At 74.6% G+C, this 16465-nt stretch carries 2 protein-coding genes; both read left to right on the plus strand.

Annotated features, from left to right (window positions below; genetic code table 11):
- Positions 1 to 7124 (plus strand): type I polyketide synthase (locus ACIQFZ_RS41710; protein ID WP_402693799.1); only part of this gene is annotated, 7124 nt, incomplete at its 5' end.
- A 17-nt stretch (positions 7125 to 7141) separates the two neighbouring features.
- The coding region (locus ACIQFZ_RS41715) for a type I polyketide synthase (protein WP_402693800.1) at positions 7142 to 16465 on the plus strand (9324 nt) is incomplete at its 3' end.

A 16465-nucleotide genomic window follows, 5' to 3' on the forward strand; every position in this document is an offset into this window, starting at 1 on the left:
TGTGCGTCCGCGGCGTCCACGTCGACTGGGCCCCGCTGTTCGAGGGCACCGGCGCGATCCGCGTCGACCTGCCCACCTACGCCTTCCAGCACGAGCGTTACTGGATCAGCCGTGCCGTCGTGGACCGTTCGGCCACCGCACCGATGGACGCCGAGTTCTGGGCGGCCGTCGAGCAGACGGACGTCTCCGCCCTCACCGAAGCGCTCGGCACGGACGAGGAGTCCGTCGCCGCGATCCTCTCCGGCCTCGCCTCCTGGCGCCGCACGCGCGGTGAGCGCTCCGCCCTCGACTCCTGGCGCTACCGGGTCACCTGGGAGCCGCTGGCCCGGGTTCCCCGCGCCACCCTCGACGGCACCTGGCTGCTGGTCTCCGCCGACGGCGTCGACGGCACCGACGTCGCCGAGGCGCTGGAGACGGGCGGTGCCCAGGTGCGCCGCCTCGTCCTCGACGAGACCTGCACCGACCCCGCCGTCCTGCGTGAGCGCCTCACCGACATCGACGGCCTCACCGGCATCGTCTCCGTCCTCGCCGACGCCGAACAGGACTCCGCCCGCCACCCCGGACTGACCCTCGGACTCGCGCTGTCCGTGTCGCTGGCGCAGGCCCTCGGCGAGGCCGACGTCCCCGCCCCGCTGTGGTTCCTGACCCGCGGCGCCTTCTCCACCGGCCCGTCCGACACCGTCACCCGGCCGCTGCAGAGCCAGGTCGCCGGTCTCGGCTGGACCGTCGCCGTCGAGCACCCTCGCCGCTGGGGCGGCGTCGTCGACCTGCCCGGGCCCTCAGTGCCGCGACAGGCAACGTCTGCCCTGTCGCGACGCCCGGCACGCCCCCCCGAGCTCTTCGAGCAGGGGGGACCCCCACTCGCCGCACCGGCCGAAAGCCCAAGTACGTCCAGTACGAGGACTTCCGGCCGGCACGCCGAGAGCACGCACCGGATGCCGCTCCTTGACGGGCAAACGTCACCTGCCGCGGCACTGGACACCCGCGCCGCCCAGCGGCTCGTCGCCGCCCTCGCCGGCGCGCTCGGCGACGACGACCAGCTCGCCGTCCGGCCCGCCGGCGTCCTCGCCCGCCGCGTCATCCGCGCGAGCGGCGACACCCGCCGCAGGACCCGCTCCTGGAAGCCGCGCGGCACCACCCTCGTCACCGGAGGCTCCGGCACCCTTGCCCCCGGACTCGCCCGCCACCTGTCCGCCCACGGCGCCGAGCATCTCGTACTGCTCAGCCGCCGCGGCGCGGACGCCCCCGGCGCGGCCGAACTCGCCGCCGAACTCGAAGAGGCGGGCACCGAGACGCAGTTCGCGGCCTGCGACATCACCGACCGCGACGCGGTCGCCGCCCTCCTCGACGGCCTGAAGGCCGAGGGCCGCACCGTCCGCACGGTCGTACACACCGCCGCCGTCATCGAACTGTCCGCCCTCGCGGACACCACCGTCGACGCGTTCGCCGAGGTCGTGCACGCCAAGGTCACCGGCGCCCGGATCCTCGACGAACTCCTCGACGACGAGGCGCTGGACGACTTCGTCCTGTACTCCTCCACCGCCGGCATGTGGGGCAGCGGCGCGCACGCCGCGTACGTCGCGGGCAACGCCTACCTGTCCGCGCTCGCCGAACAGCGCCGTGCCCGCGGCGCCCGCGCCACCTCCATCCACTGGGGCAAGTGGCCCGACGACCTCGAACGCGAACTGGCCGACCCGCACCAGATCCGCCGCAGCGGCCTGGAGTACCTCGACCCGGAGCTGGCGCTGACCGCCCTCCAGCGCGTCATGGAGGACGACGAGACCGTCATCGGCCTCATGGACATCGACTGGGGCACCTACCACGACGTCTTCACCGCGGGACGCCCCTCGCACCTGTTCGACCGGATCCCCGAGGTCGCGCGGCTGCTGGCCGACCGGGCCGCGCCCGCCGCGACGGCCATCGCCGGCAGCGGCCTGACCGGCCGCCTCCAGGGCGTGTCCGCCGCCGAGCAGGACCGGATCGTGCTCGCCCTGGTCCGCGAGGAGACCGCCGCCGTCCTCGGCCACGCCTCCGCCGACACCGTCCCGGAGCGCCGCGCCTTCCGCGACATCGGCTTCGACTCGGTGACCGCCGTCGACCTGCGCAACCGCCTCGTCGCCGCGACCGGGCTCACCCTGCCGTCCACCATGGTCTTCGACCACCCGAACGCGGTCGCGCTCGCCACGTTCCTCAAGGCCACCGCGCTCGGCACCACCGGCACGGCCGGCGACCGGCCCGCCGCCGCGGTCACCACGGGCGCCGACGACGACCCGATCGTCATCGTCGGCATGAGCTGCCGCTTCCCCGGCGGCGCCGGCACCCCGGAAGAGCTGCTGCGGCTCGCCCTCGACGGCGCCGACGCCATCTCCGAGTTCCCCGCCGAACGCGGCTGGGACGCCCACGGCCTTTACGACCCGGACCCCGACCGGCAGGGCCGCACCTACTCCGTGCACGGCGGGTTCCTGCATGAGGCAGCCGGCTTCGACCCCGGGTTCTTCGGCATCTCGCCCCGCGAGGCGCTCGCCATGGACCCGCAGCAGCGGCTGCTGCTCGAGACCTCCTGGGAGGCCCTGGAGCGGGCCGGTATCGACCCCGAGTCGCTGCGCTCCAGCGCCACCGGCACTTTCTTCGGCGCCAGCTACCAGGACTACTCCAGCAGCGTCCAGAACGGCACCGAGGGCACCGAGGTGCACATGATGACCGGCACCGCGGCCAGCGTGCTGTCCGGCCGTGTCTCCTACCTCCTCGGCCTGGAGGGCCCGGCGGTCACCGTCGACACCGCCTGCTCCTCCTCCCTGGTCGCGATGCACCTGGCCTGCCAGTCCCTGCGCAGCGGCGAGAGCAGCCTCGCCCTGGCCGGTGGCGCCGCCATCATGGCCACCCCGCACGCGTTCGTGGGCTTCAGCCGGCAGCGGGCGCTGGCCGAGAACGGCCGCTGCAAGCCGTTCGCCGAGGCCGCCGACGGCATGACCCTCGCCGAGGGCGTCGGCGTCGTCCTGCTGGAGAAGCTCTCCGACGCACGCCGCCACGGCCACCGCGTCCTCGCCGTCGTCCGCGGCTCCGCCATCAACCAGGACGGCGCCTCCAACGGCCTGACCGCCCCCAACGGCATCTCCCAGCAGCGCGTCATCCGCCAGGCCCTCGCCAACGCCGGACTCGGCACCGCCGACATCGACGTGGTCGAGGCGCACGGCACCGGCACCAAGCTCGGCGACCCCATCGAGGCCGGCGCCCTGCTCGCCACCTACGGCCAGGGCCGCGACGGTGGACAGCCGCTGCTGCTCGGCTCGGTGAAGTCCAACATCGGCCACACCCAGGCCGCCGCGGGTGTCGCCGGCGTCATCAAGATGGTGATGGCCATGCAGGCCGGCGAACTGCCCGGCACCCTGCACGTCGACGAGCCCTCCAGCCACGTCGACTGGACCTCCGGCGCCGTCGCCCTGCTGCGCGAGCGCACCGCCTGGCCGGCCGCCGAGGACCGCCCCCGCCGGGCCGGTGTCTCCTCCTTCGGCATCAGCGGCACCAACGCCCACCTCCTCCTGGAGCAGGCCCCGCCCGCCGAAGAGCCCGTCGAAGAGCCCGCCGAGGACCCCGAGGACCCCGAGGACGCCCCGCTCGTCCCCTGGCCGCTGTCCGCCAAGTCCGCGCGGGCGCTGCGGGGGCAGGCGTCCCGGCTGCTGACCGCGACGGCCGGCGCCACCGCCGCGCCCGCCCGCGTCGGACACGCCCTGGCCACCACCCGGTCCGCCTTCGACCACCGCGCCGTCGTCCTCGGCAGCCGGCCCGAGGACTTCACCCGCGGCCTGGAAGCCGTCGTGTCCTCCGTGTCCGCCGGCGGCGTCGTCACCGGCACCGCCGGACCGGACTCCGCCGGACCCGTCTTCGTCTACCCGGGCCAGGGCTCCCAGTGGTGGGGGATGGGCCGGGAACTCCTCGCCTCCTCCGAGGTGTTCCGCACCGCCGTCGACGACTGCGCCGCCGCCCTCGCCCCGTACACCGACTGGTCCCTGCACGAGGTGCTGGCCGGCGAGGGCGACCCGGAGCTCCTTGAGCGCGTGGACGTCGTCCAGCCCGCCCTGTTCTCGATGATGGTCGCCCTCACCGCGCTGTGGCGGGCGCACGGCGTCGAACCGGCCGCCGTCGTCGGCCACTCGCAGGGCGAGATCGCCGCCGCCCACGTCGCCGGGGCGCTCAGCCTCGAGGACGCCGCCCTCGTCGTGGCGCTGCGCAGCCAGGCCCTGCCCCAGCTCTCCGGGCTCGGCGGCATGATGTCCGTCTCCGCGCCCGCCGAACGCGTCACCGAACTCCTCGAACCGTGGGGCGAGGCGCTGTCCATCGCCGCCGTCAACGGCCCCTCCTCGGTGATCGTCTCCGGCGACGCCGACGCCCTCGACGAACTCCTCGAAACGTGCCGCGAGCAGAACGTACGGGCCCGCAAGGTGTCCGTGGACTACGCCTCGCACGGCCGGCACGTCGAGGCCGTGCGCGACGAACTCGCCCGCGTCCTCGCCCCCGTCAGCCCCCGCACCCCCGAGGTGCCGTTCTACTCGACCGTCACCGGCGCCCGGCTCGACGAGGCGGCCTTCGACGGCTCCTACTGGTACACCAACCTGCGTCGGACGGTGCTGATGGAGGACGCCACCCGCGCCCTCGTCGCCGCCGGACACCGCGTGTTCGTGGAGATCAGCCCGCACCCGGTGCTGGCCGCCCCGATCCAGGAGACGCAGGAGAGCCTCGCCGAGGAGGCGGAGGCGGCGGCCGAGACCGGTGCCGTTCTCGGCACGCTGCGCCGCCACGAGGGCGACCGCCGCCGGTTCCTCACCTCGCTCGCCGAGGCGCACACCCAGGGCATCGCCGTCGACTGGACCACCGTCTTCGACCGCCCCGCGTACGCGCCGGTCGACCTGCCGACCTACCCCTTCCAGCGGCAGGACTTCTGGCCCGAGCCCAAGGCAGCCGCCGCAGCGGGCACCACCGACGCCTCCGACGCCGCGTTCTGGGAACTGGTCGAGAACCAGGACCTCGCCGCGCTCGCCGGTGAACTCGGCCTCCCCGCCGACGACGGCGCCTCCCGCCTCGGCGACGTACTGCCCGCGCTGTCCGCCTGGCGCACCCGCTCCCTCACCCGCTCCCGCGTCGACGCCCTGCGCTACCACGTCGAATGGAACCGCGCCGCCGAGCCGGGCACGGCCCGGCCCGCCGGCCGGCTGCTGGCGGTGATCTCACCGGACCACGCAGGCGCCCCCTGGGTCGCCGCCGTCCTCGACGCGCTCGGCCCGGACACCGTCCGCTTCGAGGCCAAGGGCACCGACCGGGCCGCCTGGGCCGCGCAGCTCGTCCAGCTCCGCGAGGACGAGGGGGAGTTCCACGCCGTGGTCTCGCTGCTCGCCGCCGCCGAGGCACTCCACACCGACTTCGGATCCGTACCGCTCGGCCTCGCCCAGACCCTCGCCCTCGTCCAGGCCCTCGGCGACGCGGAGCTCAGCGCGCCCCTGTGGTGCCTGACCCGGGGCGGTGTCGCCGCCGGCCGCGGCGACGTGCTCAGCAGCCCCGTGCAGGGCGCGCTGTGGGGCCTCGGCCGTGTCATCGGCCTCGAACACCCCGACCGGTGGGGCGGTCTCATCGACCTGCCGGAGGCGCTCGACACCCGGGCCGGCGCCCGGCTCACCGGACTGCTCGCCGACGCGGGCGGCGAGGACCAGCTCGCGATCCGCGGCTCGGGCGTCCTCGCCCGCCGCCTCGCCCACGCAGCCCCGGCCGTACCCGGCTCGGGGAAGCGCCCGCCGGTCCGCGGCTCCGTCCTCGTCACCGGCGGCACCGGCGGTATCGGGGGCCGTGTGGCCCGCCGCCTCGCCGAACAGGGCGCCGCACACCTGGTACTGACCAGCCGGCGCGGCGCCGACGCCCCGGGCGCGGCCGAACTCCGCGCCGAACTGGAGCAGTTGGGCGCCCGGGTGACCATCGCCGCGTGCGACGCCGCCGACCGGGACGCGCTCGACGCGCTCCTGGCCGGCCTGCCCGAGGACGCGCCGCTCACCGCCGTCTTCCACTCCGCAGGTGTCGCCCACGGCGACGCCCCGGTCGCCGACCTGACGTTCGACCAGCTCGACGCGCTGATGCGCGCCAAGCTGACCGCCGCCCGGCACCTGCACGAGCTGACGGCCGACCTCGACCTGGACGCGTTCGTCCTGTTCTCGTCCGGCGCCGCGGTCTGGGGCAGCGGCGGCCAGCCCGGCTACGCCGCCGCCAACGCCTACCTCGACGCCCTCGCCGAGCACCGCAGGTCCCTCGGCCTGACCGGCTCGTCGGTGGCCTGGGGCACCTGGGGCGAGGTCGGCATGGCGACCGACCCCGAGGTCCACGACCGGCTCGTCCGCCAGGGCGTCCTGGCCATGGAACCGGCCCACGCGCTCGGCGCGCTCGACCGGATGCTGGAGGACGACGACACCGCGCTCGCCGTTACTCTGATGGACTGGGAGCTGTTCGCGCCCGCCTTCACCGCGAACCGCCCCAGCGCCCTGCTCAGCACCGTCCCGGAAGCCGTCTCCGCCCTCACCGACGAGGGCCCGGCCACCGCCGACGGCTCCGGCGCGGACGTGCCGGAGCTGCGTGCCCGCCTGGACGGGCTGCCCACCGCCGAACGCGGCCGGGCCCTCGTCGATACCGTCCGCGCCGAGGCGTCCGCGACCCTCGGCCACGACAGCCCCGACGCGGTGCCCGCCTCGCGCGCCTTCCGCGACGTCGGCTTCGACTCCGTCACCGCCGTCGAACTGCGCAACCGGCTCCGCTCCGCCCTCGGGCTGCCGCTGCCGGCCGCCCTGGTCTTCGACTACCCGACCCCCGCGGCCCTCGCCCAGCACATCGGTTCGCTGCTCTACGGCACCGGACCCGATGACGCGGACACCGGCCGCGCCGACGACCCCGACGCCCGCATCCGCGAGGCCCTGGCCACCGTCCCGATCGGACGGCTGCGCAAGGCGGGCCTCCTCGACATGGTGCTGAAACTCGCCGAGTCCGACGACGTTGAGGACAGCGCCCCCGCCACGGACGACACGGCGGACTCCCTCGACGACATGGACGCCGAAGCACTGCTGCGGCTGGCCGCCCAGAACTCGGCGAACTGAAAGAGAGCTGGAACACGATGAGCACGTCCCCCAACAAGTACGTCGAGGCGCTGCGGTCGTCCCTGAAGGAGATCGAGCGGCTGCGCAAGCAGAACGAGCAGCTGGTCGCCTCGGCGGCGGAGCCGATCGCCGTCGTCGGCATCGGCTGCCGCTTCCCCGGCGGCGTCGCCTCCCCCGAGGACCTGTGGGAGCTCGTCGCCCAGGGTCGCGACGTCATCGGCCCGTTCCCGACCGACCGCGGCTGGGACCTGGACCGGCTGGCGGGCGGCGGCGAGGGCAGCAGTCTCGCCCAGGTCGGCGGCTTCCTCCAGGACGTCGCCGGCTTCGACCCCGGGTTCTTCGGCATCTCGCCCCGCGAGGCCGTCGCCATGGACCCGCAGCAGCGCATCCTCCTGGAGATCGCCTGGGAGGCCCTGGAGCGGGCCGGCATCGACCCCTCCACACTGCGCGGCAGCCGCACGGGCGTGTTCATGGGCACCACGGGCCAGGACTACGCGGAGGTCATCAAGGCGTCCGACGAGGACGCCGAGGTGTACTCCACCACCGGTCACGCCGCCAGTGTGATCTCCGGCCGGCTCTCCTACTTCCTGGGCGCCGAGGGCCCGGCGGTCACCGTGGACACCGGCTGCTCCTCGTCGCTCGTCTCCCTGCACCTGGCCGTGCAGGCCCTGCGGGGCGGCGAATGCTCCCTGGCCCTGGCGGGCGGCGCCTCCGTCATGGCGACGCCCCACCCGTTCGTCGCGTTCACCTCGCAGAGCGGACTGGCCGCCGACGGCCGCTGCAAGCCGTTCTCCGACGACGCCGACGGCACCGGCTGGGCCGAGGGCGCCGGCCTGTTCATCCTGATGCGGCTGTCCGACGCCCAGCGCGAGGGCCGCCCGGTCCTCGCCGTGCTGCGCGGCTCCGCCATCAACCAGGACGGCGCCTCCAACGGTCTCACCGCCCCCAACGGCCCGTCCCAGCAGCGCGTCATCCGCGCCGCCCTGGACAGCGCGCACCTGACCGGCGCGGACGTCGACGCGGTCGAGGCGCACGGCACCGGCACCACCCTCGGCGACCCCATCGAGGCACAGGCGCTGCTCGCCACCTACGGCCAGGACCGCGAGCGGCCGCTGTGGCTCGGCTCCGTCAAGTCGAACATCGGCCACGCCCAGGCCGCCTCCGGCGCCGCCGGCGTGATCAAGATGATCATGGCGCTCCAACAGGGCGTCCTGCCCCGGAGCCTCCACTCCGACCGGCCGACCAGCAACGTCGACTGGACCGCCGGCTCGGTCGAACTCCTCCACCGCGCCGTCGACTGGCCCGAGACCGGCCGCGCCCGCCGCGCCGGTGTCTCCTCCTTCGGCATCAGCGGCACCAACGCCCACCTCATCCTCGAACAGGCCCCCGCCGCGCCCGAGCGCCCCGCCCCGGACCCCGCCGTCCGGCCCGCGCTCGTCCCGTGGACCCTGTCCGGCCGCACCGCCGCCGCGCTCGACGCCCAGCGCGAGCGCCTCGCCGCCCACCTCGCGGGCCAGCCGGGAGCCGACCCGCTCGACATCGGCTTCGCGCTCGCCGAGGGACGCGCCACCTTCGAGCACCGCGCCGTCCTGCTCTGCGCCGGCACCGACGCCTCGGGCGCCACCGAGATCGCCCACGGCTCGGTCGACGACGGCGCCTGTGCCCTCCTGTTCTCCGGCCAGGGCTCCCAGCGCCTCGGCATGGGCCGCGAACTGCACGCCCGCTTCCCGGTGTTCGCCGAGGCCTTCGACGAGATCGCCGCCCTCCTCGACGGCCACACCGACCGCCCGCTGCGCGAGGTCGTCTGGGGCTCCGACGCCGAACTCCTCAGCGAGACGGGCTGGACCCAGCCCGCGCTGTTCGCCGTCGAGGTCGCCCTCTACCGCCTCGTCTCCTCCCTGGGCGTCACCCCCGACTACGTCGGCGGCCACTCCATCGGTGAGATCGCCGCCGCGCATGTCGCCGGGGTGCTGTCGCTTCAGGACGCGTGCACGCTGGTCGCCGCCCGCGCCCGCCTGATGCAGGAGCTGCCTCGGGGCGGTGCGATGCTCGCGGTGCGCGCCACCGAGGAGGAGGTGCTCCCGCATCTGACGGAGCGGGTGTCGATCGCCGCGGTCAACGGGCCGTCGTCGGTGGTCGTCGCCGGTGACGAGGACGAAGTCGCCGCGATCGCCGCCCACTTCGAGGCGCAGGACCGCAAGACCACCCGGCTGCGGGTCAGCCACGCCTTCCACTCGCCGCTCATGGACCCGATGCTGGAGGAGTTCCGCGGCGTCGCCCGGGGCCTCACCTACCACGAGCCGCGCATCCCGGTCGTCTCCAACCTGACCGGCACCATCGCCGACCCCGCCGACCTGTGCACCGCCGACTACTGGGTCCGCCACGTCCGCGAGGCCGTCCGCTTCGCCGACGGCGTCATCGCCCTCGCCGGCCGCGGTGTCACCACCCTCCTCGAAGTCGGCCCCGACGGTGTGCTGTCCGCGATGGCGCAGGAGTCGCTGCCCGAGGGCACCACCGCCGTCCCGCTGCTGCGCAAGGACCGCCCCGAGGAGGAGTCCGCCCTCACCGGACTCGCCCGGGTGCACGTCCGCGGCCTCACCGTCCGCTGGGCCGGCCTCTTCGACACCACCGGCGCCCAGCGCGCCGACCTGCCCACCTACCCCTTCCAGAACCAGCGGTTCTGGCCGGCCGCGGGCCGCTCCACCCAGGACGTCGCCGCCGCCGGACTCGGCTCCGCCGACCACCCGCTGCTCGGCGCGGCCGTCGAACTCGCCGACGACGAAGGGTTCCTGTTCACCAGCAGGCTCTCCGTCCACTCCCACCCCTGGCTCGCCGACCACGGCGTCCAGGGCCGCGCCCTGCTGCCCGGCACCGCCTTCGTCGAACTCGCCATCCGAGCGGGCGACGAGGCCGGCTGCGACCGCGTCGAGGAACTCACCCTCGCCGCCCCGCTGGTGCTCCCCGAACGCGGCGCCGTCCAGCTCCAGGTCCGGGTGGGCGCCCCCGACCCCGCGGGCCGCCGCCCGCTCGGCATCTTCTCCCGTGTCGAGGACGGCTTCGACCTGCCCTGGTCGCAGCACGCCACCGGTGTCCTCACCACTGGCGCCGGTGCCCCGGACGCCGCCTTCGACGCCACCGTCTGGCCGCCCGCCGGCGCAGAGCAGGTCGACCTCGACGGCTGCTACGAGCGCCTCGCCGGCCTCGGCTTCGACTACGGGCCCGCCTTCCGGGGCCTGCGCGCCGCCTGGCGCCGCGGCACCGACGTGTTCGCCGAGGTCGCCGTCCCCGAGAACGCCGGCACCGACCCCGCCGACTTCGGCCTGCACCCCGCGCTCCTGGACGCCGCCCAGCACTCCGCCGCCTACACCGACCTCGGCGCCATCAGCCGGGGCGGGCTGCCGTTCGCCTGGCAGGGCGTGCACCTCGCCGCCTCCGGTGCCACCACCGTCCGCGCCCGGATCACCTCCGCGGGCGAGGACACCGTCTCCATCGCCGTGTACGACACCGCGGGCGGCACCGTCCTGTCCGTGGACTCCCTGGTCTCCCGCGCCGTCCCCAAGGACACCCCCGGCGCCGCCGGGGCCGTCCACCGCGACTCCCTCTTCCACGTCGAGTGGACCCCGCTGCGGATCCCGTCAAAGCAGCTCCCGGAGACCGTCGCCCTCGTCGGCGCCGACCCGGCCGGCCTCGCCGACGCGCTGCGCGCCACCGGCGTCCATGTCACCACCCACCCCGACCTGGCCGCACTGGCCGCGGACAGCGCCCCGGTGCCCGAGACCGTGCTCACCGCCCTGCCCGGCGAGCAGGACACCCCGGCCACCGACGCCGCCCACACCACCACCGCCGCCGTACTCGGCCTGGCCCAGCACTGGCTGACGGAGGACCGGTTTGCCGACGCCCGGCTCGTCCTCGTCACCCGCGGCGCCACCGCGGGCCGTGACCTCCCGGCCGCCGCGGCCGCCGGCCTGATCCGCACCGCCCGCACCGAGAACCCCGGCCGCTTCGCCCTCCTCGACCTCGCCACCGACACCCCCGCCGCCCCCGCCGCCCTGGTGGCGGCCCTGGCCGCCGCGTACGACGAACCCGACCTCGCCGTACGCGGCTCCGACGTCCTGACCGCCCGGCTGGCCCGGGTGCCCGCGCCCGACACCCCCGCCGACTGGAACCCGGACGGCACGGTCCTGATCACCGGCGGCACCGGCGGACTCGGCGGCGTCCTCGCCCGCCACCTCGTCACTGAACGCGGCGTCCGCCACCTGCTGCTCGCCAGCCGTCGCGGCCCGGCCGCCGACGGCGCCCGCGCCCTCGTCGACGAACTCACCGGACTCGGCGCCCTGGTGGACGTCGCCGCCTGCGACGTCACCGACCGGGACGCGCTCACCGCCCTCCTCGCCCGAGTGCCCGCGGCGCACCCGCTGAGCGCCGTCGTGCACACCGCCGGCGTGGTCGACGACGGCGTCATCGGCTCCCTCACCCCCGAGCGCCTCGACACCGTGCTGCGACCCAAGGCCGACGCCGCCTGGCACCTGCACGACCTCACCCGGGACCTGGACCTCGACGCGTTCGTCCTCTTCTCGTCCGTCGCCGCCACCCTCGGCAGCCCCGGGCAGGGCAACTACGCGGCCGGCAACGCCTTCCTGGACGCCCTCGCCGCCCACCGCCACGCCCTCGGCCTGCCCGCCACCTCCCTCGCCTGGGGCCCCTGGACCCAGAGCGTCGGCATGACCAGCACGCTGTCCGACATCGACGTCGAGCGCATCGCCCGCTCCGGTATGCCGCCGCTCACCGTCGAACAGGGCGTCGCCCTCTTCGACGCGGCCCTCGCCACCGGCGGCCCCGCCCTCCTGCCGGTCCGCCTCGACGTGGCCGTGCTGCGTACCCAGGGCGAGATCGCGCCGCTGCTGCGCGGACTGATCCGCACCACCGTGCGCCGCGCCGCCGCCCAGGTGTCGGTGACCGCCGACAGCCTCGCCCAGCGACTGACCGGCCTGGACGCCGACGCCCGCCGCGAAACCCTCCTCGCCCTGGTCCGCACCCAGATCGCCCAGGTCCTCGGCCACACCGACGCCGACCAGGTGGAGGCCGCCCGCCAGTTCCAGGACCTCGGCTTCGACTCGCTGACCGCGGTCGAACTGCGCAACGGCCTCAACGCCGCCACCGGCCTGCGCCTGCCCGCGACCATGGTGTTCGACTACCCGACACCGAACGCGCTCGCCGACCACCTGCGCGACGAACTCCTCGGCGCCGGCGACGACACACCCCTGCCCACCCCCGCCGGCACCCTCCCGGCCACCACCGACGACCCGATCGTAATCGTCGGCATGGCCTGCCGCTACCCGGGCGGCGTCACCTCGCCCGAGGACCTGTGGCGCCTGGTCGAGGAGGGCGCCGACGCCACCGGCCCGTTCCCCGTCAACCGCGGCTGGGACGTCGACAACCTCTACGACCCGGACCCCGACCGCCCCGGACACACCTACGTGCGCGCCGGCGGGTTCCTGCACGACGCCGGCTCGTTCGACGCCGACTTCTTCGGCATGAGCCCGCGCGAGGCACTCTCCACCGACTCCCAGCAGCGCCTGCTGCTCGAACTGTCCTGGGAGGCCGTCGAACGGGCCGGCATCGACCCGCTCAGCCTGCGCGGCAGCCGCACCGGCGTCTTCGCCGGCGTCATGTACAACGACTACGGCACCATCCTCACCGGCGACGAGTACGAGGCCTTCCGCGGCAACGGCAGCGCCCCCAGCGTCGCATCCGGCCGCGTCTCGTACACCCTGGGCCTGGAGGGCCCCGCCGTCACCGTCGACACCGCCTGCTCCTCCTCCCTCGTCGGCATGCACCTCGCCGCCCAGGCGCTGCGCACGGGGGAGTGCACGCTCGCCCTGGCCGGCGGTGTCACCGTCATGTCGACGCCCAGCACCTTCGTCGACTTCTCCCGCCAGCGCGGCCTCGCCGCGGACGGCCGCTCCAAGGCGTTCGCCGAGGCCGCCGACGGCGTCGCCTGGTCCGAGGGCGTCGGCATGCTCGTCCTGGAGCGACAGTCCGACGCGATCCGCAACGGCCACGAGATCCTCGCCGTGCTGCGCGGCTCCGCCGTCAACCAGGACGGCGCCTCCAACGGTCTGACGGCTCCCAATGGTCCGTCGCAGCAGCGCGTCATCCGCCAGGCGCTGGCCAGCGGTGGACTCTCGACCGGTGACGTGGACGTCGTCGAGGCGCACGGCACCGGCACCACCCTGGGCGACCCCATCGAGGCCCAGGCGCTCATCGCCACCTACGGCCGCGACCGCGACCCCGAGCGGCCCCTGTGGCTCGGCTCGGTGAAGTCCAACATCGGCCACACCCAGGCCGCCGCGGGCGTCGCCGGCGTCATCAAGATGATCATGTCGATGCGGCACGGTGTACTCCCGCGGACTCTGCACGTGGACGCCCCGTCCTCGCACGTCGACTGGAGCGCCGGCACCGTCGAACTGCTCACCGAGCAGACCGCATGGCCCGAGACGGACCGGGTGCGCCGCGCCGGTGTCTCCTCCTTCGGCATCAGCGGCACCAACGCCCACGTCATCATCGAGCAGCCGGCCGCCACCCCGGCCCCGGCCGCCCAGAGCGGCCCCGCCGAGGAACTCCCGGCCGCCCCCTGGCCGCTGTCCGCGAAGACCCCCGAGGCCCTGCGCGACCAGGCCGCCCGGCTGCTCGCCCACGTCGAGGCCCACCCCGAGGCCCACCCGGCCGACATCGCGTACTCGCTGCTCACCAGCCGCTCCGACTTCGACCACCGCGCCGTCGTCACCGGCGCCGACCGCACCGAGGCGCTGCGCGCCCTCGCGGCCCTCGCCGCCGGGACCGACGACAGTGCGGTGCTGACCGGCACCGCTCACGGCGGCCGTACCGCGTTCCTGTTCTCCGGCCAGGGCTCGCAGCGGTTGGGGATGGGCCGCGAGCTGTACGGCCGGTTCCCGGTGTTCGCCGAGGCCCTGGACGCCGTACTGGCTTACCTGGACGGCGAGTTGGACGGTTCGCTGCGGGAGGTGATGTGGGGTGAGGACACCGGTCCGCTGAACGAGACCGGGTGGACCCAGCCCGCGCTGTTCGCCATCGAGGTCGCTCTCTACCGCCTGGTGGAGTCGTGGGGCATGCGGCCCGACTACGTGGCCGGCCACTCCATCGGCGAGATAGCCGCCGCACACGTCGCCGGGGTGCTCTCCCTGGAGGACGCGTGCCGTCTCGTCGCCGCCCGCGCGGCCCTCATGCAGGCGCTGCCCGAGGGCGGCGCCATGATCGCCGTCGAGGCCACCGAGGACGAGGTCCTCCCGCTCCTCACCGGCGACGTCTCCATCGCCGCCGTCAACGGACCGTCGTCCGTGGTCGTCTCCGGCGCCGAGGACGCCGCCCTCGCGATCGCCGGACACTTCACCGAGCAGGGACGGCGCACCAGCCGGCTGCGCGTCAGCCACGCCTTCCACTCGCCGCTGATGACCCCGATGCTCGACGAGTTCAGGGCGGCGGTCGAAGAGTTGGCGTTCGCGTCGCCGACGATTCCGGTGGTGTCGAACCTGACCGGCACTCTCGCCACGGCCGAGGAACTGTGCTCGGCCGACTACTGGGTGCGTCACGTCCGCGAGACCGTCCGGTTCGCCGACTGCGTCGGCACCCTCGGCGAGCACGGCGTCACCATCTTCGTCGAACTCGGTCCCGACGGCGTGCTGTCCGCCATGGCACAGCAGTCCGCCACCGAGGGCGCCGTCACCGTGCCGCTGCTGCGCAAGGACCGGGGCGAGGAGCAGGCCCTCGTCGCCGCCCTGTGCCGGCTGCACGTCCTCGGCATCGACGCCGACTGGACGTCCGCGTTCACCGTAGGCGGGGCCACCCTCGTCGACCTGCCTACCTACGCCTTCCAGCACCGCTGGTTCTGGCCCGCGGCCCGAGCGGCCCATCCCCACGACATGCGCGCCGCCGGACTCGGCTCCGCCTCCCACCCGCTGCTCGGCGCCGCCGTGGAACTCCCCGGCGGGGAGGGCGTGTTGCTCACGGGTCGGCTGTCGCTTCAGTCCCACCCGTGGCTGGCTGACCACGCCGTGATGGGCACTGTCCTGCTGCCGGGCACCGCTTTCCTGGATCTTGCGATCCGTGCGGGGGACGAGGTCGGCTGCGATCGGGTCGAGGAACTCACCCTCGCCGCGCCGCTGACCCTGCCGCAGGACGCGGCCGTCCTGCTCCAGGTCCGTGTGGGGGGTGCCGACGATGGTGGTCGGCGCTCTGTCACTGTGCACGCCCGCCCCGAGGGCGCCACGGACGGGGTCTGGATGCTGCACGCCACGGGCACCCTGTCCGACACCGTCCCCGCGGGCGCCGACTTCGACACCACCGTGTGGCCGCCTGCGGGCGCGGAGGCCGTTGACGCCGAGGGCTGCTACGAGCGTTTCGCAGCCCGTGGCTTTGCCTACGGTCCGCTCTTCCAGGGCCTTACGGCGGCCTGGAGCGACGGTGACACGCTGTATGCCGAGGTCTCGCTGCCCGAGGAAGGCAACGAGGACGCGGCCGGTTTCGCCGTACACCCCGCGCTGCTCGACGCTGCCCTGCACCCCGCGTTGCTCACCGACGATGACGGTGGCCTTCCGTTCTCGTGGGAGGGCGTCAGCCTGGATGCTACGGGTGCGACGGCGCTGCGCGTGCGTCTTGCCCCGGTGGGGGAGAACGCCCTGTCCGTGACGGCGGTGGACCCGGCCGGCCGGCCCGTGGTCTCCGTCGCGCGGTTGCTCGCGCGCCCGGTCACCGCCGACCAGTTGACCGGCGGTGCCGGACACCTGCGTGATGCGTTGTTCCGGCTGGAGTGGACCCCGGTCCCGCTGCCGGAGGGTGCTGGTTCCGCTGGTGTTGCCCTGCTCGGTTCGGACACCGACGGCCTGGCGGAAGCTCTCGGCGATGGCGCGGTCCGGTATGCGACGCTCGCCGATCTGCTCGCGGCCGACGCGCCCGTTCCCGCTGCTGTACTGGTTCCGTTGACGGCCGGTTGCGACGTCGATGACACGCCAGGTTCCGTGCACACGCGGACCGCTGCGACTCTGGCTCTACTTCAGGAGTGGTTGGCGGAGGACCGGCTCAGCGGTTCCCGTCTGGTGCTTGTCACCCGTGGCGCTGTCGCTACTGACGATGCCCCGGTGACCGATCTTGCCGCCGCTGCCGTGTTGGGCCTGGTCCGTTCCGCGCAGACGGAGAATCCCGGTGCCTTCGGGTTGGTCGACGTCGACAGTGCCTCTGACTCCGTCCTTACGCGCGCCCTGGCCCTCGATGAGCCGCAACTCGCGCTGCGCGGCGGCCGTGCCCTTGCCGCCCGCCTGACCCGC

Origin of the sequence: Streptomyces sp. NPDC093064 (assembly GCF_044754605.1) — a bacterium.
Lineage (GTDB): Bacteria > Actinomycetota > Actinomycetes > Streptomycetales > Streptomycetaceae > Streptomyces.